Annotated in this window: 18 protein-coding genes, 7 tRNA genes and 4 pseudogenes; 17 read left to right on the plus strand and 12 right to left on the minus strand. The window is 57.1% G+C overall.

Translation table 11 applies throughout. The features are described 5' to 3' along the window. Positions 1-202 precede the first annotated feature (202 nt). Entirely contained in the window at positions 203-2,434 is a 2,232-nt protein-coding gene (locus JZM24_RS11280; protein WP_215669688.1) for an NADP-dependent isocitrate dehydrogenase, read from the plus strand. A 38-nt stretch (positions 2,435-2,472) separates the two neighbouring features. On the opposite strand, the pseudogene purK reads toward JZM24_RS11280, so the two are convergent. Together purK and purE are read right to left on the minus strand one after the other, a co-directional pair. Beyond that, positions 2,473-3,544, minus strand: a pseudogene (gene purK / locus JZM24_RS11285) (5-(carboxyamino)imidazole ribonucleotide synthase). Continuing rightward, entirely contained in the window at positions 3,541-4,050 is a 510-nt protein-coding gene (gene purE, locus JZM24_RS11290; protein WP_215669689.1) for a 5-(carboxyamino)imidazole ribonucleotide mutase, read from the minus strand. The pseudogene purK and the gene purE overlap by 4 nt, the downstream one beginning before the upstream one ends. Positions 4,051-4,283: 233 nt before the next feature. Between purE and JZM24_RS11295 the strand changes: the two genes are divergently transcribed. Beyond that, on the plus strand, positions 4,284-4,706 hold the full coding sequence (locus tag JZM24_RS11295) for an ASCH domain-containing protein (protein ID WP_215669690.1): 423 nt from the start codon (positions 4,284-4,286) through the stop codon (positions 4,704-4,706). Between the two features lie 136 nt (positions 4,707-4,842). On the opposite strand, the gene JZM24_RS11300 is transcribed toward JZM24_RS11295, so the two are convergent. Together JZM24_RS11300 and ppiB are read right to left on the minus strand one after the other, a co-directional pair. Further along, positions 4,843-5,562, minus strand: a complete 720-nt coding sequence (locus JZM24_RS11300) for a UDP-2,3-diacylglucosamine diphosphatase (protein ID WP_215669691.1) — start codon at positions 5,560-5,562, stop codon at positions 4,843-4,845. A 10-nt stretch (positions 5,563-5,572) separates the two neighbouring features. Further along, positions 5,573-6,067: a peptidylprolyl isomerase B gene (gene ppiB, locus JZM24_RS11305; RefSeq protein ID WP_215669692.1), complete on the minus strand. Its 495-nt coding sequence runs from the start codon at positions 6,065-6,067 to the stop codon at positions 5,573-5,575. A 253-nt stretch (positions 6,068-6,320) separates the two neighbouring features. Here ppiB and cysS point away from each other — a divergent pair, with 253 nt between their 5' ends. After that, on the plus strand, positions 6,321-7,706 hold the full coding sequence (gene cysS / locus JZM24_RS11310) for a cysteine--tRNA ligase (protein ID WP_215669693.1): 1,386 nt from the start codon (positions 6,321-6,323) through the stop codon (positions 7,704-7,706). A gap of 90 nt (positions 7,707-7,796) precedes the next feature. Here cysS and ybcJ read toward each other — a convergent pair whose 3' ends face one another. Next, positions 7,797-8,009: a ribosome-associated protein YbcJ gene (gene ybcJ / locus JZM24_RS11315; RefSeq protein ID WP_215669694.1), complete on the minus strand. Its 213-nt coding sequence runs from the start codon at positions 8,007-8,009 to the stop codon at positions 7,797-7,799. Further along, positions 8,006-8,884, minus strand: coding sequence for a bifunctional methylenetetrahydrofolate dehydrogenase/methenyltetrahydrofolate cyclohydrolase FolD (gene folD, locus JZM24_RS11320; RefSeq protein ID WP_215669695.1), 879 nt, complete (start codon positions 8,882-8,884; stop codon positions 8,006-8,008). The genes ybcJ and folD overlap by 4 nt, the downstream gene beginning before the upstream one ends. A gap of 183 nt (positions 8,885-9,067) precedes the next feature. Here folD and JZM24_RS11325 point away from each other — a divergent pair. Continuing rightward, positions 9,068-9,144, plus strand: a tRNA-Arg gene (locus tag JZM24_RS11325). Positions 9,145-9,199: 55 nt separating this feature from the next. On the opposite strand, the gene JZM24_RS11330 is transcribed toward JZM24_RS11325, so the two are convergent. Further along, the gene (locus tag JZM24_RS11330; protein WP_215670130.1) at positions 9,200-9,394 is read right to left on the minus strand and encodes a helix-turn-helix transcriptional regulator; all 195 of its coding nucleotides are present in this window, start codon (positions 9,392-9,394) and stop codon (positions 9,200-9,202) included. A 223-nt stretch (positions 9,395-9,617) separates the two neighbouring features. Here JZM24_RS11330 and JZM24_RS11335 point away from each other — a divergent pair. From JZM24_RS11335 to JZM24_RS11345, 3 genes and pseudogenes are all read left to right on the plus strand, one after another. After that, positions 9,618-10,444 (plus strand): annotated as a pseudogene (locus JZM24_RS11335) (transposase); the annotation flags it as partial. 161 nt (positions 10,445-10,605) lie between these two features. After that, positions 10,606-11,599, plus strand: a pseudogene (locus JZM24_RS11340) (IS3 family transposase); the annotation flags it as partial. 79 nt (positions 11,600-11,678) lie between these two features. Further along, positions 11,679-11,882, plus strand: a complete 204-nt coding sequence (locus JZM24_RS11345; RefSeq protein WP_215669696.1) for a hypothetical protein — start codon at positions 11,679-11,681, stop codon at positions 11,880-11,882. A gap of 239 nt (positions 11,883-12,121) precedes the next feature. Here the strand turns inward: JZM24_RS11345 and glnS are convergent, their stop codons facing one another. Together glnS and nagE are read right to left on the minus strand one after the other, a co-directional pair. Continuing rightward, positions 12,122-13,792, minus strand: coding sequence for a glutamine--tRNA ligase (gene glnS, locus JZM24_RS11350; RefSeq protein WP_215669697.1), 1,671 nt, complete (start codon positions 13,790-13,792; stop codon positions 12,122-12,124). A gap of 366 nt (positions 13,793-14,158) precedes the next feature. Continuing rightward, entirely contained in the window at positions 14,159-16,198 is a 2,040-nt protein-coding gene (gene nagE / locus JZM24_RS11355) for an N-acetylglucosamine-specific PTS transporter subunit IIBC (protein WP_215669698.1), read from the minus strand. A gap of 329 nt (positions 16,199-16,527) precedes the next feature. Between nagE and nagB the strand changes: the two are divergent. The 10 genes and pseudogenes from nagB to JZM24_RS11400 all read left to right on the plus strand — a co-directional run. After that, positions 16,528-17,304 (plus strand): annotated as a pseudogene (gene nagB / locus JZM24_RS18675) (glucosamine-6-phosphate deaminase); the annotation flags it as partial. 42 nt (positions 17,305-17,346) lie between these two features. Then, entirely contained in the window at positions 17,347-18,489 is a 1,143-nt protein-coding gene (nagA, locus tag JZM24_RS18680) for an N-acetylglucosamine-6-phosphate deacetylase (RefSeq protein WP_246580029.1), read from the plus strand. A 17-nt stretch (positions 18,490-18,506) separates the two neighbouring features. Continuing rightward, entirely contained in the window at positions 18,507-19,745 is a 1,239-nt protein-coding gene (nagC, locus tag JZM24_RS11365; protein WP_215669700.1) for a DNA-binding transcriptional regulator NagC, read from the plus strand. Positions 19,746-20,242: 497 nt separating this feature from the next. Beyond that, positions 20,243-21,904, plus strand: a complete 1,662-nt coding sequence (gene asnB / locus JZM24_RS11370) for an asparagine synthase B (RefSeq protein ID WP_215669701.1) — start codon at positions 20,243-20,245, stop codon at positions 21,902-21,904. Between the two features lie 507 nt (positions 21,905-22,411). Beyond that, positions 22,412-22,488 (plus strand) — tRNA-Met (locus JZM24_RS11375). A 6-nt stretch (positions 22,489-22,494) separates the two neighbouring features. After that, positions 22,495-22,579: transfer RNA gene (locus JZM24_RS11380), tRNA-Leu, on the plus strand. Positions 22,580-22,598: 19 nt separating this feature from the next. Beyond that, positions 22,599-22,673 (plus strand) — tRNA-Gln (locus tag JZM24_RS11385). 46 nt (positions 22,674-22,719) lie between these two features. Beyond that, positions 22,720-22,794, plus strand: a tRNA-Gln gene (locus JZM24_RS11390). Positions 22,795-22,845: 51 nt separating this feature from the next. Next, positions 22,846-22,922: transfer RNA gene (locus JZM24_RS11395), tRNA-Met, on the plus strand. A gap of 6 nt (positions 22,923-22,928) precedes the next feature. Then, positions 22,929-23,002: transfer RNA gene (locus JZM24_RS11400), tRNA-Gln, on the plus strand. Between the two features lie 72 nt (positions 23,003-23,074). On the opposite strand, the gene JZM24_RS11405 is transcribed toward JZM24_RS11400, so the two are convergent. The 3 genes from JZM24_RS11405 to ubiF all read right to left on the minus strand — a co-directional run bounded on the left by JZM24_RS11405 (position 23,075) and on the right by ubiF (position 26,571). Continuing rightward, positions 23,075-24,340 carry a transglutaminase-like domain-containing protein gene (locus JZM24_RS11405; protein ID WP_215669702.1) on the minus strand — a complete coding sequence of 422 codons (1,266 nt, stop codon included), beginning with the start codon at positions 24,338-24,340 and terminating at the stop codon, positions 23,075-23,077. A 40-nt stretch (positions 24,341-24,380) separates the two neighbouring features. Beyond that, on the minus strand, positions 24,381-24,932 hold the full coding sequence (locus JZM24_RS11410; protein ID WP_215669703.1) for a DUF3857 domain-containing protein: 552 nt from the start codon (positions 24,930-24,932) through the stop codon (positions 24,381-24,383). A gap of 454 nt (positions 24,933-25,386) precedes the next feature. Next, positions 25,387-26,571 (minus strand): 3-demethoxyubiquinol 3-hydroxylase, encoded by a 1,185-nt coding sequence (ubiF, locus tag JZM24_RS11415; protein ID WP_215669704.1) that lies wholly within the window; start codon positions 26,569-26,571, stop codon positions 25,387-25,389. Positions 26,572-26,694 lie beyond the last annotated feature (123 nt).

A 26,694-nucleotide genomic window follows, 5' to 3' on the forward strand; every position in this document is an offset into this window, starting at 1 on the left:
AGGTCCGCCAATTACGCAGAGGTTATCAGCCAGCGATCTCCGCCACTTCGCAGAATCACTCTGCCCACTTAGCAGCAGGAAGTGTTATCCGGAAAACCCGCGTTTCCGCTGATGCTCCCAATGGGTGTCAACGGTGAACGCAACGGTTCGGCACTCTTCAGATAGTTGCAATCGCTATGAGAGAGAGGAGTTAACGTAATAAATGACTACCACGTCCAAGATTATCTATACGCTCACTGATGAAGCCCCGGCGCTGGCGACTTACTCGCTGCTGCCCATTATCCGTGCCTTCACCCAATCCGTGGGGATCGCCGTCGAGACCCGTGATATTTCGCTGGCAGGGCGTATTCTCGCCAATTTCCCGGAATATCTGCAATCGGATCAGCGTCTGTCGGACCATCTGGCGGAACTGGGCCAACTGGCGGTCACGCCGCAAGCCAATATCATTAAACTGCCGAATATCAGCGCATCGCTGCCGCAGTTGAAGGCCGCCATTAAAGAGCTGCAGGCGCAGGGTTATGCGGTGCCGGATTATGCCGACGAGCCGAAATCCGACGCGGAAAAAGAGGCCAAGGCCCGCTATGATAAAATTAAAGGCAGCGCGGTCAATCCGGTGTTGCGCGAAGGTAACTCCGATCGCCGCGCGCCGCTGTCGGTGAAGAATTACGCCCGTAAGCACCCGCATCGCATGGGCGCATGGACGTCGTCATCCCTCTCCCACGTCGCGCATATGCAAGAGGGCGATTTCTACGGCAGCGAGAAATCCGCGCGGATTGAACGCGACGGCAACGTCAGTATCACACTTATCGGCCGCGATGGCGCCAAGCAGGTGCTGAAAGCCAAAACCGCCGTCAACAGCGGCGAAATCATCGACGCCGCGGTAATGAGCAAAAAAGCTTTGAGCAGCTTTATCGCGCAGCAGATTACCGATGCCAAACGGCAAGGGGTGCTGCTATCGCTGCATTTGAAAGCCACCATGATGAAAGTGTCCGATCCGATTATGTTCGGTATCGTGGTGTCGGAATTTTATCAAGACGTGCTGGCCCGCTATAACGATAAATTGAAAACGCTGGGCTTTGACGCCAACAACGGCATAGGAGATTTGTACGCCAAAATCAAAGCATTGCCGGCCGAGGAACAGACGGAGATTACCCAGGCCATCGATGCGCTGTATACCGAGCGTCCGCCGCTGGCGATGGTGAATTCCGACAAAGGTATCACCAATTTGCATGTACCAAGCGATGTGATTGTTGACGCCTCAATGCCGGCGATGATCCGCGATTCCGGCAAAATGTGGGGGCCTGACGGCCAACTACATGATACTAAAGTCATTATTCCCGACCGCTGCTATGCCGGCGTTTATCAGGTGGTGATTGAGGATTGCAAACGGCATGGCGCCTTCGATCCCACGACCATGGGCAGCGTGCCGAACGTCGGTTTGATGGCGCAAAAGGCTGAAGAATACGGTTCCCATGACAAGACCTTCCAGATCCCGACTGACGGGGTGGTGCAGGTCGCCGACGAAGCGGGTAATGTGCTGCTGACGCATCCGGTCGAAGCTGGGGATATCTGGCGTATGTGCCAGGCCAAAGATGCGCCGATTCAGGATTGGGTGAAGCTGGCGGTCAATCGCGCTCGTGAATCCAACACGCCGGCGGTATTCTGGCTCGATCCGGCCCGTGCGCACGATGCGCGCATGATTGAGAAAGTGCAGCGTTATCTGCAGGACTTCGATACGCACGGGCTCGATATCCGCATCATGTCGCCGGTGGAGGCCACGCGGTTCTCTATCGATCGTATTCGCGCGGGCAAGGATACCATCTCGGTCACCGGTAACGTGTTGCGCGACTATTTGACAGACCTGTTCCCGATTATGGAGTTGGGGACTAGCGCCAAAATGCTCTCAATCGTACCGTTGATGGCCGGCGGCGGCCTGTTTGAAACCGGCGCCGGCGGCTCCGCGCCGAAACACGTGCAGCAGTTTGTGCAGGAAAACCATCTGCGCTGGGACTCGCTGGGAGAATTCCTGGCGCTGGCCGCTTCGCTGGAGCATGTCTGTATCGCGGGCACTAACAGCAAGGCGAAAGTGCTGGCGAAAACGCTGGATCAGGCCACCGGCAAGTTCCTCGACGACAACAAATCGCCGTCCCGCAAAACGGGCGAGCTGGACAACCGCGGCAGTCATTTTTATCTGGCGCTGTTCTGGGCGCAGGCGCTGGCGGAGCAAAACGACGATCTGGCGCTGCAGCAGCAGTTCACCGCTCTTGCCCGTACCCTGGCAGACAATGAGCAGAAGATTGTAGCGGAGCTGAATCAGGTACAGGGCCACGCGGTGGATATCGGCGGCTATTACCACCCGAATCCGGCGCAGGCCAGCAAAGCCATGTGTCCGAGCGCCACGCTTAACGCAGCGCTACAGGCGGTAAAAGCCTAAGCAAGGCCGCCGGGCAGCCCTGCCCGGCGGAGCCATCCTCAGTCTGCCAGTATTTGTCTCGCCAAGCGGATGCCGTGTTCGTATGCCGCCGGCAACAGCGTCATCAACTGCTGCAGACTGCGGCTGAGTGCCTTGCCATTGGGATGGCACAGGTTCAGGTGCCCGACCTTGCGCCCGGCGCGGACCTCTTTTTCGTACCAATGCAAATGGACCAGCGGGTCCGTCAGCCAGTCGATGTTGACCTCGCTGCCTATCACATTCACCATCACCGCGGGCGCGCTGACGACCGGCGCCGGCAGCGGCAGCCGCCCCAGAATGGCGCGCAAATGCAGCTCAAATTGACTGATGGAAGCGCCGTTTTGCGTCCAGTGGCAGCTGTTATGTACCCGCGGCGCCAGTTCATTGATAAGTAACCGATCGCCGACGATAAAACACTCCATCGCCATCACGCCGACATAGTCCAGTTCGTGCAGGATAGCGCCGAGCATAGTTTCCGCCTGCCGTTGCAGGCCGCTGTCCGGGGTGGGAAACGCAACGCTGGCGCGCAGAATGCCATCCTGGTGGACATTATTGGTTAGCGGGTAAAAAACCTGAGCGCCGTCGGCGGAACGCGCACCCACCAGCGACACTTCGCCGTCAAAGGCGATCCCCTGCTCGACGATGCAGGTGCCGTAGCAGTCCTGGGGCAGGGCGGCCTCGTCTCCTGGATGAAGCCGCCATTGCCCGCGACCGTCATAGCCGCCCACCCGGCGTTTGACAATCGCCAGACTGCCGAAGGAAACAAACACCTCCGGCCATTGGGCGGCGCCGGTCAGCGGATCCCAGGGGGCAGTCGCCAGGCGCAACTGATCCAGCAGCAGCTTTTGCGTTAACCGGTCGGCCAGCCGGGGAAAAATATCACGGTTGAAAGCCATTGTGACGCGCCAGTTCGCGGGTGAGGGCGGTCTCTGGCCAGCGCTCGATTTCGGCGGTGATGACACTTTGCTGGAACGGGACGGAGGCGGGTTCGGCATCGAGGCCGACCGGAAACACCGCGATACCCAGCGGCTCGCCGGCTTGCCGCAGCATCCGACCCAATTGGCCGTTGCCCAGCACGCAGACCGGCTTCATGCCTGTTCCCTCGGATCGGGATGGCTCAGCACCTCATCGGTTTGCTGTTGGCGCCACTGGCTCAGACGTCCGGCCAGCGCGGTATCATGCAGCGCTAAAATCTGGGCGGCCAACAGGGCGGCGTTGGCGGCGCCGGCTTTGCCGATGGCCAGGGTGCCGACCGGGATGCCGCGCGGCATTTGTACGATAGAATACAGGCTGTCCACGCCGCTTAGCGCCGCGCTTTGCACCGGCACACCCAATACCGGTACCAGAGTCTTGGCCGCCAGCATACCCGGCAGATGCGCCGCGCCGCCCGCGCCGGCAATAATCACCGCATACCCGTTGGCTGCCGCCTGCTCAGCGAAGCTGAATAACTTATCCGGCGTATGGTGCGCTGAGACGATTTCCGCATTAAAAGGAACGTGCAGCGCGGTGAGAATTTCCGCGGCAAATTGCAGGGTGCTCCAATCGCTTTGGGAGCCCATGACAATGGCTATTTTTGCCGTGGCGAGGGTGGATTGCATACGCGTTGTGCTCCTGTGATCATAATGTCGGCATTGCTAGCAGACCGTGCGGCCTGATTATCCTAGCGTAGAGCATATCGTGGGTCTACAGGGAGGAAAACGGTTGCGTAGCCGCCGGCGGCGATTTAGCCTCATGAAAAACCGCGCCGCGCAGCCTAACATGCAGCCCACGGTTTCATTCACTAACGACCTTGCCACCGCAGCTGCGGGCAGGGATTAACGAGACATAGCTTATGGAAAATAACCTAAAGGAAAATGCAGCGCTTGCGGCAAAGTATCCGGGCGCAGCATTCTGGGCATTCGGCGACAGCGCGGACATGGCCGACGAATTAGGGACGCTGGTCGCAGGCGGGATAAAAACCGCCACCTGCAGCGCGCTGGAGGCCTATCGGCAAGATGCAGCCTCGCCGCGCATTGGTGATTACAGCGTGATCCTTGACGGCCGTGAGCGCCCGCTGGCGGTTATCCGCCCCACCGCCCTGCGCCTCGTGCATTTTTGCGATGTGACGGCGGCAATGGCGGCCAAAGAAGGCGAAGGGGATCTCAGTTTGGCTTACTGGCGCGACGCGCACCGGGCATTTTTCACTCGCGCCGGCCGCTGGTCGGAGGAAATGGCGCTGGTGGTGGAAGAGTTTGTCGTGGTGGAAACGCTTTAGCGTTTCTCCATGCGGCTTTGGGGTAATTCCTGCCGGCGTCGTAAGACCGGCGGCGCCGAAGGTAAGCAGGACAGCAGACATAAGCTTATCGCTTCAGGGGAAGGAGAACGCCGCACGGGGTCACCGACGGCGGATTTCAGCCGCCGAAAGCAAACTCATGCAGCATCACGCCGCTGGTGGAAACCTCGATGGCCGATCCCTGATGGTGCCAGGCGCCCAGTACCGAACGACGGCGCTCCCCTGGCAGTTGATGTATCGCCGGCCGGTGGGTATGGCCATGGATCATCACCGTCGCGCCGGTATCCTCCATCACCGCCATAACCGTCTGCGCATTGACATCCATGATGTCGGCGGTTTTATCGGCGTTAGCGCGCTGGCTATTGGCACGCATCCTGTCGGCAATACGCAGCCGCAGCCGCAGCGGAAGGGACAAAAACAGCCGCTGTAGCCACCGCTGATGCACCCGTCGGCGAAAACGCTGATAGTCGTTATCGTCGGTGCACAGCGTGTCGCCATGCAAAATCACCACCCGCAACCCGTCTAGCTGCATCACCCGCTGGGCGGGCAATAGCGTCATGCCGCAGGCGGCGGCATAGCGCTTGCCGAGCAAGAAATCACGATTGCCGTGGATAAAATAGCAGGGAATGCCGCGCCTGGTCAGCGCCTGTAGCGCCATGGCTATCTCATGATGCAGCGGATTGGGATCGTCATCGCCTATCCACACCTCAAACAAATCGCCGAGAATGTACAGCGCTTGCGCGGCGATTGCGCGCGTGCGCAAAAAATGCAGAAAACCGGCGGTGATCGCCGGCTCTTGTGCGCAAAGATGAATATCCGCGACGAACAGGGTTGACATGCGGGCGAGGTTACTCCGCAACGGTCACATGGGTGATGATGACATCTTCTTTCGGGACGTCCTGATGCATGCCGCTGCGGCCGGTGGCCACACCTTTGATTTTGTCGACCACGTCCAGCCCCTCGGTCACTTCGGCGAAGACGCAGTATCCACAGCCGTCGGGGCGCTCGGAGCGGAAGTTAAGAAAGTCATTATCCACCACGTTGATAAAAAATTGCGCCGTGGCGGAATGCGGATCGTTGGTACGGGCCATTGCCAGCGTACCGCGGTTGTTTTTCAGACCATTGTTGGCTTCGTTTTTCACCGGCGCCTCGGTATCTTTTTGCTCCATGCCGGGGACAAAACCGCCGCCCTGGATCATGAAGCCGTTAATCACGCGGTGGAAAATGGTGTTGTCATAAAACCCGCTGCGGCAATAATTGAGGAAATTCTCAACGGATAACGGCGCTTTGTCGGCAAAGGTTTTGATAACGATATCGCCGTGATTGGTATGTAAAGTGACCATAGTTAATGTCCTGAAAGTCTGATGAATTGCATTCATACAAAGTGTACGGGCAGATGGGTTTTATAGCATAACTCTGCCATAGAGTCAGCAACGGCCCACGGTTTCCCTTCCCGCGCCACGTCGACCACCGGTAATTCCGTGGCATACCCTTGCAATAGCTGCGGCTTCAGGGTTCAATACCCAGTTAGGTTTATTGACCTTTACCGCTGGGCGCTCTACACGCGTAATCTGCAGACACATGGAATGATTTTCGATGCTAAAGATTTTTAACACCCTGACCCGCCAAAAAGAGGAATTTAAACCTATCCATGCCGGTAAAGTCGGTATGTATGTGTGCGGCATCACCATGTACGACCTTTGCCACATCGGCCATGGGCGCACCTTCGTCGCCTTTGACGTCGTCACCCGCTATCTTCGCTACCGTGGTTATGAGGTGAATTATGTCCGTAATATCACCGATATCGAGGACAAGATTATTCGTCGCGCCGCTGAGAATGGAGAGACTTTTCAGCAGCTTACAGAGCGTATGATTAGCGAGATGCATAGCGATTTCGACCAGTTGAATATCCTGCGACCCGATCAGGAGCCGCGCGCCACGCACTATATAGACGCAATAGTCGAACTGGTTGGTCAGCTTATCGACAGAAATCATGCCTATGTGGCCACCAACGGTGATGTGATGTTCGCCGTGGACAGCGACAGCGATTATGGCTTGCTGTCCCGTCAGGATCTGGAGCAGCTTCAGGCCGGCGCCCGCGTTGAAGTGGCCGAGGTCAAACGAAATCCCATGGACTTCGTGCTGTGGAAAATGTCAAATCCCGGCGAGCCGAGCTGGCCATCGCCGTGGGGCGACGGCCGCCCCGGCTGGCACATCGAGTGTTCGGCCATGAACGGCCGGCAGCTTGGCCATCATTTCGACATTCACGGCGGCGGGTCGGATTTGATTTTTCCCCATCACGAAAATGAGATTGCGCAGTCCACCTGTGCCCATGATGGCCCCTACGTCAATGTCTGGATGCACACCGGCATGGTGATGGTCGATCGCGAGAAGATGTCGAAATCGCTGGGCAACTTTTTCACCGTGCGCGACGTCCTGCGGTATTACGATGCCGAAACCGTACGCTATTTCCTGATGTCCGGCCATTACCGCAGTCAGCTGAATTACAGTGAAGATAATCTCAAACAGGCGCGCGCGGCCCTTGAGCGCCTGTATATCGCCCTGCGCGGTACCGATGCGAAAGCGGTTACCGCCGGCGGGGACCACTTTGTGGCGCAATTCACCGCCGCGATGGATGATGATTTCAATACGCCGGAAGCCTATTCCGTCCTGTTCGACCTCGCCCGTGAGGTCAACAGCCTGAAAAGCGAACAGCCGACGGCGGCGCAGGGGATGGCGGCGACGTTACGCCAGCTGGCCGGCGTGTTGGGCCTGCTGGAGCAGAGCCCTGCCGCCTTCCTGCAACAGGGCGCCGTGGAAGACGCGGATGACACTGCCATGATTGAGGTGCTTATTCAGCAGCGCAATGACGCGCGCAAGGCCCGGCAGTGGGCATTGGCGGATGAAGCCCGGGATAAACTGACCGCGCTCGGCATTGTGCTGGAAGATGGCCATCAGGGGACTATCTGGCGCCGCGGTTAAAAGATGGCATGCAAGGAGCAACCTGGCGCCGCAGTTAATGGCCCGCGCCGGCGGCTGGCGCTGGTGCCGCCGGCGCGGCGGCCGCAACCCTCAGTCCGCTACCGTTATCTGCTGACCGGCGAAGGCGACCTGCTTCCCGCCGGTAATTTTACAGCGCCGACGGATTTCCACCGCGCCATTTACCGTCACGCGACCCTCATCAATCGCCAGCTTGGCCGCCGCGCCGCTCTCGCACCAGCCTGAGATTTTCAGAAGGTCGCATAACGCGATATAGGGATGACCCTCAAAAGAAAATGTCGTCATAATCTACCCTCCGGCGTAGACGAATCGTGATAATCTTCGCAGGCCTGCAGGGTATTATGGATAAGCGTGGCTACCGTCATCGGCCCAACACCGCCGGGCACCGGCGTAATGTAGGCGGCGCGCTCGGCGGCGCGGGCATAATCCACGTCGCCCACCACTTTACCGCTTTCCAGACGATTAATCCCCACATCCATGACCACCGCGCCGGGTTTAATCCACTCGCCGGGGATAAAGCCCGCTTTGCCTACCGCCACCACTAACAGGTCGGCATTTTCAATATGGCGCCGTAAATCGCGCGTGAAGCGATGGGTGACGGTCACGGTACAGCCCGCCAGCAACAGCTCGAGACTCATGGGCCGGCCGACGATGTTGGAAGCGCCGACCACAACGGCGTTAAGGCCAAAGGTATCGATATGATAACGCTCCAGCAGCGTCACGATGCCGCGCGGGGTACAAGGACGCAGCAGCGGCGCGCGCTGACACAGTCGGCCGACATTGTACGGATGGAAACCGTCTACATCTTTATCTGGCGCAATGCGCTCCAGCGCGTTGATATTGTCTATCCCCGCCGGCAACGGCAGCTGCACCAGAATCCCGTCCACACTGCGATCGGCATTCAGTTGATCAATCAACGCCAACAATGCCGCTTCGGTGACCGTGCTGGGCAAATCATAGGAGAGGGAAATAAAACCGACGTCTTCACAGGCTTTGCGTTTACTGGCAACATAAATTTGCGAGGCGGGATCACCGCCGACCAGTACTACCGCCAGTCCCGGCGCGCGCTTGCCCGCCTGCAGACGCGCCTGAACCCGTGCGGCCACTTCATTTCTGACCTGTTGGGCAACGGCCTTACCATCAATTATTTTTGCTACCATCTGAATCGGAAATCCGTCAATGTAATCAGGCTGAGGGCGCTATTTTGGCAGAAGCGCGTCCCGCTGTCAGGCACAGAATGCATCCTGGCCTTTTGCCAATAGAACAATGGACAGAAAAGCCATTGACTCAAACGCTTACCTCCGTATAATCCAAACCGCATTCGGCACCACCGATAATGTTGTGCGCCCTTAGCTCAGTTGGATAGAGCAACGGCCTTCTAAGCCGTAGGTCGTAGGTTCGAGTCCTACAGGGCGCGCCAATAAAATCAACAGGTTATGTGGTTTTCTCTCTCAAAACTTAAAATGATAGGTGCTTTAACGGGTGTTGTTAACTTTTTGGGCTTCTACCCATTCTTCATAATCTTTCTCAGGCCAGCCTAGGAAAGTACCGCTTCTACTTTTCTGTGGAGCTGGGGAATCTTTCTTTTTTGCCCACATCCGCCATAAGGTAGGATGGCTTTTACCGGTCAACTGACACATTTCTTTAAGTCCGATATAACGGGTTGCCATTTTTATAAACCTCTCTTTAATATTAAGCTGCTTCACTATTCGTCATAACGTTGAGCAATCAGGAAGTTGTGAATTGTAGGAATGGGCTTTGTGGTGATGTAATGAAGGAGAGTCAGTATGTCGCTATCAATGTGATTTAGCCCCCTGAAACACCAGACAGTAGCTGTATCTCCAGATAAGAGATAGGCTTGAATATATGTCTAACACTAACGCCAATTTTGATATGACCGGGATCCCGTTAGGTCAAGAATTCCGTAAACGTAAAACTCCTCAGGAAAAAATGGCTATTATTCAGCAGACGATGGAGCCCGGCATGAATGTCTCCCATCTCGCACGACTGCACGGTATCCAGCCCAGCCTGCTGTTTAAGTGGAAAAAGCAATATCAGGAAGGAAGCCTCACCGCCGTGGCTGCCGGGGAGGACGTTGTTCCTGCCTCTGAGCTTGCAGCTGCATTGAAGCAGGTCCGGGAGCTCCAGCGCCTTCTGGGTAAGAAGACGATGGAGATTGAGATCCTAAAAGAAGCCGTGGAGTACGGCCAGTCACGAAAATGGATAGCGCACGCGCCCTTGTTGCCAAAGGCCGGGGAATAGCACAGGTCAGCCGCGCCATGAGCGTGTCGCGTGCGCCGCTGTCACTGCGGATTAAGCGTTCTGCCGACTGGCAGGACAGGCGCTGTAACCGGCGTAATGACGAAGCAGACGCTGAAATACTGTCGGACATCCTCGACATCATCAGCGATATGCCCAGCTACGGCTATCGGCGGGTGTGGGGAATCCTGCGTAAACAACGTCGCGCAGAGGGACTGACGCCGGTAAATGCGAAACGACTTTACAGGATCATGTGTGAGCATAACCTGCTGTTATTACATTGAAAACCAGAGCGGCCGAGGCGTGAGCATAAGTGCAGGATCGCGGTGGCAGAAAGCGATATTCGCTGGTGTTCAGATGGCTTCGAGTTCGGCTGCGACAACGGTGAAAAACTGCGGGTCACCTTCGCACTGGACTGCTGCGACAGAGAGGCCATAGACTGGGCTGCGAGCACTGGAGGCTGCAAGACGCCGTTAACATGCAGAAAAAGCAGAGGTCGCTCCCGCACCACAACAGCAGGTTAAAGAGACCGTAAGTAAAGGGCGACGGAAGCTATCAAGTCGGCTATTCCTGCGCCTCCGCCTATGCCGACTGAGCCCACGCATCCCGTTGCATCGCCTGCGCTGGCTGGGCCGACTATCCCTCCTCTGAGCTTGCAGCTGCATTGAAGCAGGTCCGGGAGCTCCAGCGCCTTCTGGGATCCTAAAAGAAGCCGTGGAGTACGGCCAGTCACGAAAATGGATAGCGCACGCGCCCTTGTTGCCAAAGGCCGGGGAATAGCACAGGTCAGCCGCGCCATGAGCGGGTCGCGTGCGCCGCTGTCACTGCGGATTAAGCGTTCTGCCGACTGGCAGGACAGGCGCTGTAACCGGCGTAATGACGAAGCAGACGCTGAAATACTGTCGGACATCCTCATCATCAGCGATATGCCCAGCTACGGCTATCGGCGGGTGTGGGGCATCCTGCGTAAACAACGTCGCGCAGAGGGACTGACGCCGGTAAATGCGAAACGACTTTACAGGATCATGTGTGAGCATAACCTGCTGTTATTACATTGAAAACCAGAGCGGCCGAGGCGTGAGCATAAGGGCAGGATCGCGGTGGCAGAAAGCGATATGCGCTGGTGTTCAGATGGCTTCGAGTTCGGCTGCGACAACGGTGAAAAACTGCGGGTCACGTTCGCACTGGACTGCTGCGACAGAGAGGCCATAGACTGGTCTGCGAGCACTGTAGGCTACGACAGTTCGACCGTGCAGGATGTGATGCTGATGTCGGTAGAAAAGCGCTTCGGCGACAGGTTACCCGATACAGCGGTGCAGTGGTTGACGGACAACGGTTCAGCGTATACCGCGCATGAAACGCAGAGGTTCGCCAGAGAACTGGATCTGGAGCCCTGCACAACAGCGGTGAGCAGCCCGCAGAGCAATGGCATGGCCGAACGGTTCGTGAAGACGATGAAGGAAGACTATATCGAGTTCATGCCAAAACCGGATGCGAGAACAGCCCTGCGAAACCTTGCAGCAGCGTTCACGCATTACAATGAAAACCATCCGCACAGCGCGCTGGGATATCACTCTCCGAGAGAATACCGGCGGCAGCGGGCTTCGTTAACTTAAGATACAAAAGCTGTACGGAGATGGCGGGGCAAGATCAGATTTCGGCACCGAGAGAAAACAACATACAGATTTTGCGGCATTGTCAGACCGCGTTAAGCATCTGGTGGGGGATAAGGTCATCGCCTGTAAAGTAGCGCCGCCGGCCGATGAGTTAGATAAAACCTATATTTGGTCCGACAGGACTGACCATTATCAGGTGCGTTTACGTCACAACCCGCATGCCTTTGGATTAGACAATCTTGAGGATTTGGCGGAAGTCCTGGACACATGGCAGAAGAATTGATGTCCCGCCAGCGGCCGCGCGCAACGTTTGGCAGCTACTGGTTAACGGAAATCCGATGGACACATTTGCCCGATGCGCACCTAGCCCGGCCAATGAAACCGGGCTGTGCATGCCATCATGAGCAGAGGAGCCCAGGCGGTCACAGCAGACGCCTTTGCCGGCCGGATGATGCAGGCGCAGGACCACTTGACTGCCCTCACCCTGCGCCTGAGAGCAAAACGGCGCAGGAACGTAGAAGATCACATCCCGCCTTTCGCCGCCCAGGTATCGCGCAGTCCGACGGTGCGGTTGAACACCGGATGCGCGGGGCTGAAGTGGCGGCTATCGGCACAGAAATAGCCTTCGCGCTCAAACTGAAAGGGTTCGCCCGCGTTGGCAGCCGGCACACCGGCTTCAACAAAGCCCTGGCGGATAACCAGCGAATCCGGATTCAGCGTCGAGAGAAAGTCTTCGGCCGCCGCCGGGTTGGCCTCGCTGAATAACCGATCATACAGGCGGAACTCCGCTGCAATGCTACGGCTGGCCGATACCCAGTGGATGACACCTTTCACCTTACGCCCGTCCGCAGGGTCTTTGCTCAATGTGTCTGGATCATGGCGGCAGAAGATCGTGGTGATTTGTCCCTGGGCGTCTGTTTCCACGCGTTCAGCCTTAATCACAAACGCATTGCGCAGACGCACTTCCTTGCCCAATACCAGTCGCTTGTACTGTTTGTTGGCTTCTTCACGGAAGTCAGCGCGATCGATATAGATTTCGCGGCTGAACGCGACCTGCCGGGTTCCCATTTCCGGCCGGTTGGGATGGTTCGGCATCACAATATCCTGTTCATTCTCCTCCGGCAGGCTTTCGATGACCACCCGTACCGGGTCGATCACCGCCATGGCGCGCGGCGCGTGTTCGTTGAGATCTTCGCGGATACACGCTTCCAGCGCGGCCATTTCAACATTATTATCCTGCTTCGTCACGCCGATGCGGCGGCAGAATTCGCGAATCGAGGCCGCCGTATAGCCGCGGCGACGCAGACCGGAAATCGTCGGCATGCGCGGATCGTCCCAACCCTCGACGACTTTCTCGGTGACCAAAAGATTCAGCTTGCGCTTGGACATAATGGCGTATTCGAGATTCAGCCGGGAGAATTCATATTGCCGGGGATGCACGGCGATGCTGATATTATCCAACACCCAATCATACAGCCGGCGGTTATCTTGAAACTCCAACGTGCAAAGGGAATGGGTAATGCCTTCCAGCGCATCGGAGATACAGTGGGTAAAGTCATACATCGGATAGATGCACCACTTATTGCCGGTCTGGTGATGATCGGCGAATTTAATGCGGTATAGCACCGGGTCGCGCATCACCATAAACGGCGAGGCCATGTCGATCTTCGCCCGCAGGCAGGCGCTGCCTTCGGCAAATTCGCCCTGGCGCATGCTGGCGAATAACGCCCGGTTTTCTTCCACGCTCCGATCCCGATAAGGGCTGTTTTTACCCGGGCGCGTCAGGGTACCGCGATGATCGCGAATTTCATCCGGCGATAGCTGGTCGACATAGGCCAGCCCTTTATCAATTAGCTCAAGCGCGTAGTCATGCAGCTGGTCGAAATAATCGGAAGAGTAGTGAATATCACCGCTCCAGTTAAAACCCAGCCACTGTACGTCGTGCTTGATAGAGTCGACATATTCCATGTCCTCTTTGACCGGATTGGTATCATCGAAACGCAGGTTACATTGGCCCTGATAATCCTGGGCGATGCCAAAATTAAGGCAGATCGATTTGGCATGGCCGATGTGCAAATAGCCATTTGGCTCCGGCGGAAAACGGGTATGCACCGATGTGTGCTTCCCCGAAGCCAGATCGTCGTCAATAATTTGACGAATAAAATTCGTTGGGCGGGCTTCAGCCTCACTCATGTTGATATTCCTCTACGCAACAGCACGACATTCATTACGCTTATGTTCCAACATGCCACGCCAGGACACAACCGTTTGTTAAAGAAATTCTCCATTCCGACGCTGCAGGGCGGCGGTTCGAAGTCTTTGTCGCGACCAGGGTGGGCATTAAGACGTCATCGCCGGCAGGCAATGACGAATTAAGGTGCGCTGCATCGGCTTACCACGCTGTTGCGCCGGGATCTCCCCCCGCTGTGCGAGGAAGGGCAACAGCAGAAAAAAACAACGCCAGGCCCCTTCGCGCGGCACGGGCGTTTTAACAGCATCACCGCGCTTGGCGCAGCCGCGGGCATTTCGCCGCGCGGCGCGCAAGGCAGGCGTTGTATTTTATTTGCCGATAAGATCCAGCAGCCGGCTTTGACCCGCTACCACGTTCGTGTCGGCGGTGGCGGTCAGCGCGCCAAACTCCTCCATATTGCTCACGACCACCGGGCTTATCATCGAACGGGCGTTGGCATTCAGGTAGGCTAAATCCAGCTCCAGAATAGGCTGCCCCTGCGTCACCTTGCTGCCTTCCTCCACCAGGCAGGTAAAGCCCTGCCCGTTAAGAGCCACGGTATCGATACCGATATGCACTACCACTTCAGCGCCGCCGTCGGTTTCCAGACAGAAGGCATGATAGGTACTGAACATTTTGACCAGCGTACCGTTCGCCGGCGACAGCAGCAGTTTATCGGTGGGACGTACGGCGATACCCTCACCCACGGCGCGGGTGGCGAAAGCTTCATCCGGCACCTGCTCCAGCGGCACCACTTCACCGGTAATCGGCGAAATGAGTGAAACCACCACCGGTTTACCTGCGGTGGGCGGCGTTTCCACGCGGGGGGCAGGCGCTGTGGCCGGCGTCGTGGATACCGCGCGCGCCGGGCTCACCGGTCCTTTGGCCAGGACGCTACGCATCGCGCCGGCGATGATTTCCGCGCTGGTACCGACAATGATTTGCAGACTTTCTTTATTCAGACGGATCACGCCCTGAGCGCCGAGATTTTTTGCCACAGCGTCATTGACCAGCGACGTGTCTTTCACGCTCATACGTAGGCGGGTAATACAGGCATCAATGCCGGTCAAATTGTCCGAGCCACCAATAGCACTGATATAACGACGCGCCAGTACTTGCGTCTTATCGCCTTCACCGCCGGCATCGATATTCACATCGTAGCCATCGGTTTCATCGCCGGCCATTTGTAACTCGCGGCCCGGGGTGAGCAAATTAAAGCGTTTGATGGTGAAACGAAATACCAGATAATACAGAACGAAGAACACCAGCCCCTGCGGGATAAGCATATACCAATGCACCGCCAGCGGGTTGCGGCTTGACAGCACCATATCCACCAGCCCGGCGCTAAAGCCGAATCCGGCGATCCAATGCATACTGGCGGCAATAAACACCGACAGGCCGGTCAACAGCGCGTGCAGAAAATACAGCACCGGTGCCACGAACATAAAGGAGAATTCCAGCGGTTCGGTGATGCCGGTAAAAAACGAGGCGAAGGCCGCGGCGAGCATGATCCGTGCCACTTTACTGCGGTTTTCGGGGCGGGCACAGTGGTAAATCGCCAGCGCCGCACCGGGCAGGCCAAACATCATGATCGGGAAGAAACCGGCCTGATAACGGCCGGTAATACCGATGATACCGGTACCGGCTTCGATCGACTGTTGGCCGCCGAGGAATTTAGGTATATCGTTAATGCCGGCGACATCGAACCAGAAAACCGAATTCAACGCGTGGTGTAAACCGACCGGAATCAGCAAACGGTTGAAGAAGGCATAAATACCCGCCCCCACCGATCCGAGCTGCTGGATATGTTCACCGAACGTCACCAGCGCGTTAAAGATCACCGGCCAGATATACATCAGAATAAAGGCGATGAAAATCATCACGAAGGAAACCAGAATCGGCACCAGGCGGCGTCCGCTGAAAAACGACAGCGCCTTGGTGAGCTCGACATGGCTGAATCGGTTATAAAGCTCGGCGGAGATAATCCCCACCAGGATGCCGACGAATTGGTTGTTGATTTTGCCAAACGCCGCCGGCACTTGATCCACGGGGATTTTTTGTATCATCGCCACCGAGGCCGGCGCACACAGGGTTGTCACTACCAGAAAGCCGACAAAGCCGGTAAGCGCTGCGGCGCCGTCTTTATCTTTCGACATGCCATAGGCGACGCCGATGGCAAATAGCACCGACATATTTTCAATAATCGCCGACCCGGATTTAATGAAAAAAGCCGCCAGCGCATTGCTGCCCCCCCAGCCAACCGGATCGATCCAATAGCCCACACCCATCAGGATAGCGGCGGCGGGCAGTGTCGCCACCGGCACCATTAGCGCCCGGCCTATTTTCTGTAGATAACTGAGTATATTCACCGTATTTCCCCTATTAGCATGACTTTTTATTGGCGGCCGGTCTGCTGCTGCACCGCCTCTGTTGTTACCCTCGCCAGCAGCGCGAATGCCTCGCCGGCGAAAGATTTAATTCTCTTCGCAAAATAATAACGGTTTTCTTAAGCAAATTTCATCTTGAATCGCTCTATTTTGTGACTTATTCTAGTAAATAAGGCAAACTTATTTTTCATTAAAAAAATCAACCCGCAGTGGAACTGCAGGGAGGGACAACACGTCGGATTCCGGCGTCGGCGCCTAACGGTTATACTCCCCGCTCATACACTGCCCCGCAACTTCTAACGAGGACAAATATGAGACTGATTCCATTAAACACCGCCGCTCAGGTAGGTCAGTTGGCCGCCCGTCATATCGTTAATCGTATCAACGCCTTCAACCCCAGCGCGGACCGCCCGTTCATCCTTGGCCTGCCCACCGGCAGCACGCCGCTGGAAGCCTACAAAAGCCTGATTGCGATGCATAAAGCGGGCCAGGTCAGCTTCAAGCATGTGGTGACCTTCAACATGGATGAGTATGTCGGCCTGCCCGTCGAGCACCCCGAAAGCTACCATTCGTTCATGTTTAATAACTTTTTTAATTATATCGACATTCCACGGGAAAACATCAATCTCCTTAACGGCAATGCACCGGATATTGATGCTGAATGTCGCCGTTATGAGGAGAAGATTAAATCCTACGGCAAAATTCACCTATTCATGGGCGGCGTCGGCAACGACGGTCACATCGCTTTTAATGAACCGGGTTCATCTTTGGCCTCGCGCACCCGCATCAAAACGCTGACCCAAGAGACCCGTCGGGCCAATTCGCGTTTCTTTGACAACGACATCGAGCAAGTGCCGCGCTACGCCTTGACGGTGGGTGTCGGTACGTTGCTCGACGCGCAAGAGGTGATGATTCTGGTGATAGGGCACAACAAGGCCCAGGCGTTGCAGGCCGCTGTAGAAGGTAATGTCAATCATATGTGGACCATCACCTGTCTGCAGTTGCATGCTAAAGCGGTCATGGTGTGCGATGAACCGTCTACCCAGGAATTAAAGGTGAAAACGGTCAACTACTTCCGTGAACTGGAACAAGACAATCTGACACCGCCGACTAACCTCCCGGAGCTGACTATGTATGCTTTAACCAACGGCCGCATCTATACCGGCAGCGAGATTCTGGATAACCACGCGCTCGTTATCGCGAACGGCGTTATCGACGCCATTTGCCCCGTCGACAGCCTGCCAGACGGCATTGAACGCCGCGATCTGGCCGGCGCCGCGCTGGCGCCCGGTTTTATCGACTTGCAGCTTAACGGCTGCGGCGGCGTGCAGTTCAATGACAGCCTGGACGCGCTGTCGGTCGATACGCTGGAAACGATGCAGGCCGCCAACCAGCGTTCCGGCTGTACCAGCTTCCTGCCGACCCTCATTACCAGCACCGATGAATTTATGCGGCGGGCGGTGGAGGTGATGCGCGCTTACCTAGCGCAGCATCAACATCAGGCGCTGGGGCTGCACTTGGAAGGCCCGTACCTCAGCCCGGCCAAAAAAGGCACCCATGATCCGGCGTTAATGCGCGCGCCGAGCGAAGAAATGGTGGCCTTCCTGTGCGCCAACAGCGATGTGATATGCAAGATGACCCTAGCGCCTGAGCAGGTGGATGCATCAGTGATCCGCCGGCTGTCTGACGCCGGTATCCGCGTTTCCATCGGCCATTCCAACGCCACTTACCAACAGGCGAAGGCGGGTTTCGCCGCCGGCATCAGCTTCGCGACCCACCTGTTCAACGCCATGCCGCCGATGGTCGGACGCGAACCGGGCGTTATCGGCGCCCTGTTCGACGCGCCGGAAATTTATTGCGGTATCATCGCCGACGGCCTGCATGTTAACTGGGCCAACATCCGTAACGCCAAACGCATTAAGGGCGATCGCCTGATATTGGTCACGGATGCCACCGCCCCGGCCGGCGCGGAAAATATTGACAGGTTCATTTTCGCCGGCAAAACAATATACTATCGCGATGGCCTGTGCGTGGATGAACACGGTACCCTTAGCGGCTCGGCGCTTACCATGATTGAAGCGGTGCGTGGAAGCGTCGAGTTCGCCGGTATCGCGCTGGAAGAGGCGTTGCGCATGGCAACCCTTTACCCGGCTCGGGCGCTGGGCATGGACGCGCGGTTAGGGGCGCTGACGGTCGGCAAAATCGCCAACTTAACCGCCTTCACCCGCGATTACAAAATCAGTAAAACTATCGTTAACGGCGACGAAGTTTGACCATAAGCGAGTAAGCGATGACACCAGGCGGACAGACCCCGATAGGCAATATTGACCTTGTTAAACAGTTGAATAGCGCGGCGGTCTACCGTCTCATCGATCAAGCTGGTCCCATTTCTCGTATTCAGATAGCAGAACAAAGCCAGCTCGCGCCCGCCAGTATCACCAAGATCACCCGCCAATTGCTGGAACGCGGCCTGATCCGCGAAGTGGATCAGCAGGCCTCCACCGGCGGCCGGCGGGCCATCTCTATCGTGGCCGAGACGCGTGCCTTCCAGGCCATCGGCGTTCGGCTCGGACGGCATGACGCGACGGTCATGCTTTATGATTTGAGCGGCAAAGCCCTGCAAGAAGCTTATTTCCCGCTGCCGCAGCGCACCCAGCAGACGTTGGAATTGGCGCTGATGGAAACCATCGCCGACTTCCTAGAGCAGGCGCAGCGTAAAATCCGCGATCTTATCGCTATTTCGGTGATATTACCGGGGCTGGTCGACCCCTTATCCGGCATTGTCCGCTATATGCCCCATATACAGGTGCACCATTGGCCACTGGTGGAGCAGTTGCAGCAGCGCTTTCATCTCACCGCGTTTGTGGGCCACGACATTCGCAGTCTGGCGCTGGCGGAGCACTACTTCGGTGCAACCCAGGATTGCGCCGATTCTATTTTGGTTCGTCTGCACCGCGGTACCGGCGCGGGGATTCTGATTAACGGCCAGATTTTTCTCGGCAGTAACGGCAATGTGGGCGAAATTGGCCATATCCAGGTCGATCCGCTGGGAGAACGCTGCCACTGCGGTAATTTTGGCTGTCTGGAAACCATTGCCGCCAATGCCGCTATCGAGCAACGGGTGCGCCTGCTGCTCAGTCAGGGTTATGCCAGTAAACTGACGCCGGACGACTGCCGGATAGACACCATATGTCAAGCCGCCAATCGCGGTGACGGGCTGGCGGTGGAGGTAATCGAGCACGTTGGCCGCCAGTTAGGCAAGGTAATAGCGCTGAGCATCAACCTGTTCAATCCGCAAAAGGTGGTATTAGCGGGCGAAATCACCGAGGCTCACAAAATTTTGCTGCCGGCCGTGCAGCTCTGTATCGATAATCAGGTGCTGAAAGCCTTCCGCCAAAACTTGCCGGTGGTTATCTCGGCGCTGGATCACGGTTCGGCCATCGGCGCTTTCGCCCTGGTGAAGCGCGCTATGCTTAACGGCGTGCTGCTTCAACGGCTGCTTGAGGCCGATTCACCGCCGCACCGCTAACCTGCGCCATGGTGATGCGGGTCTGAAGGCCGCCCCTTGGCGCAACGCCGTTCTCCGGCGCCGCCGGTCTCCCGGCCGTAGTCCCACGCCTTGACAGACCACGACTTAGCAATCTGTCCTACGATGAACACGCTGGGGATTGAGCCGCGATTTTCCGCGCCTGACCGGCGAGGGTTCTTCTCCTGTTTGCCCTTTCTTACCCAAGAACTAGCGGCGCACCGCGCCCATTTGCTTCATGTCCCCGGCAAGGCGGTCACCCGTACGGCCGCCGGTGGTGAAAATTGCATTGTTGAATTCACAATGAACCTGCCGTTTTACTCTGGTTTAATGCGTTTTATATGAATATTTTGCTTTTTTATTGATGATTATTCGACTGATTAGGTTTATTTCTCCATGGATATTGAATTGTGGGGCCTTTTTGATGCTAAATCGTTGCATATGTGACGGCGCCGGCGACAACACGGCGACCGCCGTGATTCATCGTGAGGGAAAAAATTATGTGTTCTATTTTTGGGGTACTGGATCTAAAGACAGATCCGGTTGAATTACGTAAACAGGCGCTGGAATGCTCCCGCCTGATGCGTCATCGCGGCCCCGACTGGTCCGGTGTGTATGCGGGCGAAAAAGCGATACTGGCCCATGAGCGTTTGTCCATCGTCGATGTCAACACCGGTGCCCAACCCCTCTACAACGCGGCGCACACGCATGTGCTGGCGGTCAACGGCGAGATTTATAACCATCAGCTTATCCGCGAGCAGTTGGGCGACCGCTACGCCTTTCAGACAGGTTCCGATTGTGAGGTCATTCTGGCCCTGTACCAGGAAAAAGGCCCGGAGTTTCTGGACGAATTGCGCGGCATGTTCGCTTTTATCCTGTACGACACGGAAAAAGACGCCTATTTAATCGGCCGCGATCACATGGGCATCATTCCGCTGTATATGGGGCATGACGAGCACGGTAACCTGTACGTCGCGTCGGAAATGAAAGCGCTGGTGCCGGTTTGCCGCACTCTCCATGAGTTCCCGCCTGGGCACTACCTCTGGAGCCAGGACGGCGAACTGCGGCCGTACTATCAGCGCGATTGGTTTGATTACGATCGGGTGAAAGACAACGTCACCGACAAAGCGGCGCTGAAGGCGGCGCTGGAAGAATCGGTGAAAAGCCATCTGATGTCTGATGTGCCTTACGGCGTGCTGCTGTCCGGCGGGCTTGATTCATCCATCATCTCCGCCATCACTAAAAAGTACGCCGCCCGCCGGGTGGAGGATCACGCGCAAAGCGAAGCCTGGTGGCCGCAGCTGCACTCTTTCGCCGTGGGCCTGGAAGGTTCGCCGGATTTGAGCGCCGCCAGCAAAGTGGCGGCAGCGCTGGTCACGGTGCACCATGAAATTCATTTCACGGTGCAAGAAGGCCTGGACGACATCCGCGACGTGATTTACCACATTGAAACCTATGACGTTACCACCATCCGCGCTTCGACCCCGATGTACTTGATGTCGCGCAAAATCAAAGCGATGGGCATCAAGATGGTTCTGTCCGGCGAAGGGGCCGATGAGGTGTTCGGCGGCTATCTCTATTTCCACAAGGCGCCGAATGCCAAAGAGTTCCATGAGGAGCTGGTGCGTAAACTGCAGGCGCTGCATATGTATGACTGCGCCCGCGCCAACAAAGCAATGTCCGCCTGGGGCGTCGATGCACGCGTGCCCTTCCTCGACAAGCAGTTCTTGGACGTGGCGATGCGTATCAATCCGCAGGATAAAATGTGCGGCAACGGCAAAATTGAAAAACATGTGCTGCGCGAATGTTTTGCCGATTATCTGCCGGAGAGCGTTGCCTGGCGGCAAAAGGAGCAGTTTTCCGACGGCGTGGGCTACAGCTGGATTGACAGTCTGAAAGTCATTGCCGCGGAGCAAATCAGCGATCAACAGCTGGCCAATGCGCACTTCCGTTTTCCCTATAACACGCCGACGTCCAAAGAAGGTTATCTGTACCGGCAGATTTTTGCAGAGCTGTTTCCGCTGCCGAGCGCTGCGGAATGCGTGCCCGGGGGCCAGTCGGTGGCCTGTTCTTCCGCTAAGGCCATTGAATGGGATGAGTCGTTCAAAAAAATGGATGATCCCTCAGGCCGCGCGGTAGGCGTACACGCTTCGGCCTATTGATAGCGGCCGGCACCAGCGCCTTGCTGACCTTGGCGGCCACCGGTCGAGCGGTTTGACGGCCCCTTCCGATAATGCTCCAGGGCGCCAGGCTGCGGTGAAAACGTCGTTACCGGGACGGCCTGCCGCTGTCGCGCCGGTGGGTGCCATTGGTAAACGGGTGCCTATCGGCCTTCAGGGTACGGCGAGCCGGTGTTGTCACCGCCTGTGCGAGGGAGCCTGACGCTATCGCGCCGGCGGTCGCCGGACGCTATTCACTTCGACGGCGAGGGTGTCTGCCGCCCCGCCAATCCTCCATGCCACCCTGCTTAAAAACCCGCCTTGCCGGATCGGTTTTCGCCCCCGTGAGCGCGGGAAAATCATTGCGTTAGCCGCTTTTATCGTCAGGTTGTTCATAAGCCAGATAAACGGTCCGCGCATGCCGGATTAGCGAAAAAAAGGGGTTGACTGAAGTTCGTCAACTCCGCATAATGCGCCCCGCAACGCCGAATGTAGGTCACGCGGAAAGTTGGCTACGTAGCTCAGCTGGTTAGAGCACAGCACTCATAATGCTGGGGTCACAGGTTCGAATCCCGTCGTAGCCACCATACTTTGCGGGAGTGGCGAAATTGGTAGACGCACCAGATTTAGGTTCTGGCGCCGCAAGGTGTGCGAGTTCAAGTCTCGCCTCCCGCACCATCGTTCGGTAAGCAGCAATTGGGGTATAGCCAAGCGGTAAGGCAGCGGGTTTTGATCCCGCCACGCCCAGGTTCGAATCCTGGTACCCCAGCCAATTCGCTGAGTGTTACGGGCGAATTGTGCTGCAATTGCGGCCGAGATGGGATATAGCCAAGCGGTAAGGCAGCGGGTTTTGATCACACCACCCCCAGGTTCGAATCCTGGTATCACAGCCAAAATGACCTGCCGATATTGAGGTCTGTTGCAAAGCAATCGGTCAAAAATATGGCTACGTGTCTCAGCTGGTTAGAGCACAGCACTCATAATGCTGGGGGCACAGGTTCGATTCCCGTCGTAGCCACCATATTTTTGGGGTATCGCCAAGCGGTAAGGCACCGGATTCTGATTCCGGCATCCCAGGTTCTAATCCTGGTACCCCAGCCACATCAAGCCCGCGCAGGCGGCAATAAAAAACGCTCCCCCGGGAGCGTTTTTTTACCGCTGCATGACCTGCGCTCACGGCGCATTGACGATAAAATTAAGCCGATCATAGCAATCGCTGGCGCGTGTCAACAGGGTCTGAAAAGCCGGCTGCATAGTTTCATCATGGCCTATCCATGACGTTTTGACCGTTATCTGCTTGCTGTAGCGATAACCTCGCGCCGTCTTTTCTCCCGCGATATCGATATCGAACCATTTGGAGCGGAGCCGGCAGGCGTTTATCGCCGCGGTAATGCCCTCACCGACCAGATTAATCTGCCGCAGCTGTTTTCTCGGTTCCCCCAAATAAATATCGGTTAATCCCCCTTCACTCCGGTAACGGTTGAGATCATCCCACACCGTGGGGTAAGGACTCCCCAGATAGAGATAGCGCGAATCGGCAATTCGCATCAGAGCATGGCGATCCTCGGCATGGATAATGACCTGGTAGGCGTCAGGTAACTGATATTGCATCGGGTCGCGTTCCACCCGGCAGCGGGTGTTTTCATTGACCACCGCGTTGCACAAGGAAGTATCGATACTTTTCACGCCGTGCTCGCTCTCTCCCTGGAACAGGCTGGCAAGACCGCCGCCCTTCATTCTCACCTGCCGCTCATGGACAATCGAGCGCCCCTGCGCGGTAAAAATTTCATTGCGCTCAAACCGCTCTACTTGCCGCGGCGTGGACGCCGGAATAGCGTCCACGATCACGTTTCCCTCAGGCGTGAAAACCAGCGCCGCGCGATCCTGGAGATCCGACGCCACATAGCCGGGCGCGTAATTAGTTTGGGTGGGATCCAGCCATTCGATTTTGCCGGCGATGTTCGCCTGTACGATAGCATGGTTGGCCGTGACGCCCGGAATCGCCATGGGCATGGCATACAGCCCGCGCTCCACCAGCGCCGGCCGGGCCGTCACGCCCGCTTCGCGCAACATCGCCGTCAGCAGGATCGACAAATCCTTGCAATCGCCATAGCCATTTTGCTCGATTTGGGCAAGATCAAACGGCACATAGCTGCGGTTACGGGCTCGCCAGTCGCCAAGATAACGGTAGCGCTGATGCAGATAACGCATTATCTCCGCTACCTGTTCCGCCGCCGGCCGCCCTTTAAGGCTCTGCATTATCCGCCGCGCATCGGGCGGTAACGGCTGACGCGAAATAAGCTGATACTTTTTCGCCAGGGGGCCAAAAATGTCCCGCGCGCTGAGCGAAGTGCCGACCTGGATATACGGAAAATCGCGCACGTAGCCGTTGGACAACTCAAAAATGTAGTTTTCATAGCGGGATTTGACGAGTTTCACCTCAATTGACTTTTTGTCCTTGCTGGTCTTGACTTTGAATTCATCGGGTAACTTCGCACGATAATACAGCGGCCGCTCGGCGGTGTAAGTTATCTGGTACGCATCCAGACGTTGGTCGTCGGGCGGGGAAGGTCCGCATGTCCGTAAAATGCGCATTAAACGGGATGGCCGTCTGGTGGTACTGTAAGGTGTAGCGGATGACGGCGTTCACCCGTAAATGGGGAAAGGCAAGCGACAGGGTTTTATTGCGCGAAAAACCCAGGTAGGGATTAGGTTCCGTCCGAATATCGACTTCAGCGCTCATGGGCGGCTGCGCCGGTTCATCTGGAAACGTCACGCTGGATTCCACGAGCGTAAAGGTATCCTCTTCCGGGTAGCTGAAATCGATGCGCGATAACCTATCGCGCCCCGCGGTGGTCAGAATTTGCATTGCGACAGTGTAGCGACAGTCCACACTGCCGTCGGTGTTGTAATGACAGGCTTCCTTAACCCGGCTGGCCAACGGCGCCTCGCTGACCGATTGACGTTTGCCGTGGGCATTGCTTATCAGCAACAGCGCAATGGCCGCAAAACAGCAGTTTCCCTTCTTCATCGAATGTCCTTTTCAATTATCCTCTTTATCTGGAAATAACGGTCTATCAAGACGGTTATACTGGCCATAGTAGGGGGCTTGCCGGGCGGTAACAACCCGGCAATGAAGCATTATCGTCTAAATAAAACACTTATGATTTAAAGTGATATATCAATAAATTCAGGATGCGGGCGTGAAATGCGTCGCCGGCGGGGATTGCTTGCAATAGAGAGTCAAACACCAGGCCGGTTACGCCCGGGACAGGTAGCGCGGCACGTGATGGAAGCGGCTCGCGCCACCCACCGGTAGAGGGAAAGGCGGCGCGAAGCCGCAGCGCCCGCAACAGGGCGGACCAACACCGTCAGCACGCGTGACGATAAGCGAAGGTTTCCGCCGCGCATTTCCCTTACGATGCTGACGCTTAGAACCTTCGCTGTGCACGGCCGTCACGGCGAACGGCGGCGGGCCAGTAACGTTACAGCCCCAGCGCGTAACGCAGTACCCGGTGCTTAAGTCCGCCGGCGCGCTGTGCCAGCATCAGGCCAAGATTGCGCGCCAGCATCAGCGGCGGTAAGTCGTTGCTAAACGTGGTGTAGAACACATCCACTCCCGCCTGCATCAGCAAGTTATCGCAGCGCCGGCGGCGCTGGTAGCGTTGCAGCACCGACCGCGTTTCCCAACGTTCACCACCAGCGCGAGCGGCAATCAAAACCTCCGCCAGCGCCTCGGCATCGCGAAAACCCAGATTGGCCCCCTGCCCGGCGAGGGGGTTAATGGTGTGCGCGGCATCGCCAATCAGCGCCAGTCCCGGCAACACATAGTCGCGGGCGTGGCGGCGCGTTAAGGGAAACGATGCCGCGCCATGCAAGGTGAAGGCGCCGAGCCGGGCAGGGAAGGCCGCCTGCACTTCCCGCGCCAGCGCCGGCAGAGGAAGTTTCTCCAACTGGCGGATACGCGCCGCGCCGTCATACCAGACCAGCGACGCCCAGCGCCCGTAGAGCGGCAAAAACGCCCGCGGCCCGGTGGGGTGGAACGCCTGCCAGGTCACGTCCTGTTGCTGCCAACCGTCGATTGCCACACTGAGCAGCAGGCAGGATTGACGGTACTGCCAACCGCTGACCGCAATGCCCGCATGTTGACGTACCCAGGAATGCGCGCCGTCGGCCCCGACCACAACCCGGCTGGTGATGGTGCTGCCGTCATCAAGCGTTAACCGCCAGCGACCCTCGTCCCACACCATGGCGGTAAGCGACGCCGGGCAGCGTAGCGCCAACGTGTCGCAATCTGCAAAGCCTTGCCACAGCGCCTGTTGCAGTCGGCGGTTTTCCACCATAAAACCCAGTTCTGGCAGGTTGATGGAGGCGGCATCGAACGCCACCACCGCAGACGACCATTCCCAGGTTTCCAAACGGCGGTACGGTACGCAAAAACGGTCATCGATGCGTTGCCAGGCGCCGATGCGACGCAACAGCGCCACCGAGGCGCAGCTTATGGCCGACACCCGCAAATCCGGCGGCGCGTCGTCCGCGGCCGGCATAGGGGGCGCCGGGTCCACAACCAGCACCTGAAAGCCCGCCTGGGCCAGCGCCAGCGCCAGTGCCGCCCCCACCATGCCGCCACCGGCCACCACTACGTCATAGCACGTCTCGTTCGTCTTCATTTCGGCCTATGCCTACGCTATTATTTTCCAGTTTCCGGTAGTGTACCGCAAAATTGGTCGTTCAAAGACTCGCCGCGCGCGCTAGACTGGTCACAACACCGGCAAAGGATTACAATACGCGCC

It is taken from the genome of Candidatus Sodalis endolongispinus, assembly GCF_018777395.1.
In the GTDB taxonomy this organism is placed as follows: domain Bacteria; phylum Pseudomonadota; class Gammaproteobacteria; order Enterobacterales; family Enterobacteriaceae; genus Sodalis_B; species Sodalis_B endolongispinus.

Coding starts and splice junctions, on each gene's coding strand:
- cysS (WP_215669693.1), top strand. CDS start 6,321: ATGCTAAAGATTTTTAACACCCTGACCCGCCAAAAAGAGGAATTTAAA.
- JZM24_RS11330 (WP_215670130.1), bottom strand. CDS start 9,394: ATGGCAACCCGTTATATCGGACTTAAAGAAATGTGTCAGTTGACCGGT.
- JZM24_RS11300 (WP_215669691.1), bottom strand. CDS start 5,562: ATGTCAACCCTGTTCGTCGCGGATATTCATCTTTGCGCACAAGAGCCG.
- folD (WP_215669695.1), bottom strand. CDS start 8,884: ATGGTAGCAAAAATAATTGATGGTAAGGCCGTTGCCCAACAGGTCAGA.
- JZM24_RS11280 (WP_215669688.1), top strand. CDS start 203: ATGACTACCACGTCCAAGATTATCTATACGCTCACTGATGAAGCCCCG.
- ubiF (WP_215669704.1), bottom strand. CDS start 26,571: ATGAAGACGAACGAGACGTGCTATGACGTAGTGGTGGCCGGTGGCGGC.
- nagA (WP_246580029.1), top strand. CDS start 17,347: ATGTATGCTTTAACCAACGGCCGCATCTATACCGGCAGCGAGATTCTG.
- glnS (WP_215669697.1), bottom strand. CDS start 13,792: ATGAGTGAGGCTGAAGCCCGCCCAACGAATTTTATTCGTCAAATTATT.
- JZM24_RS11295 (WP_215669690.1), top strand. CDS start 4,284: ATGGAAAATAACCTAAAGGAAAATGCAGCGCTTGCGGCAAAGTATCCG.
- purE (WP_215669689.1), bottom strand. CDS start 4,050: ATGCAATCCACCCTCGCCACGGCAAAAATAGCCATTGTCATGGGCTCC.
- asnB (WP_215669701.1), top strand. CDS start 20,243: ATGTGTTCTATTTTTGGGGTACTGGATCTAAAGACAGATCCGGTTGAA.
- JZM24_RS11410 (WP_215669703.1), bottom strand. CDS start 24,932: ATGAAGAAGGGAAACTGCTGTTTTGCGGCCATTGCGCTGTTGCTGATA.
- ppiB (WP_215669692.1), bottom strand. CDS start 6,067: ATGGTCACTTTACATACCAATCACGGCGATATCGTTATCAAAACCTTT.
- nagC (WP_215669700.1), top strand. CDS start 18,507: ATGACACCAGGCGGACAGACCCCGATAGGCAATATTGACCTTGTTAAA.
- ybcJ (WP_215669694.1), bottom strand. CDS start 8,009: ATGACGACATTTTCTTTTGAGGGTCATCCCTATATCGCGTTATGCGAC.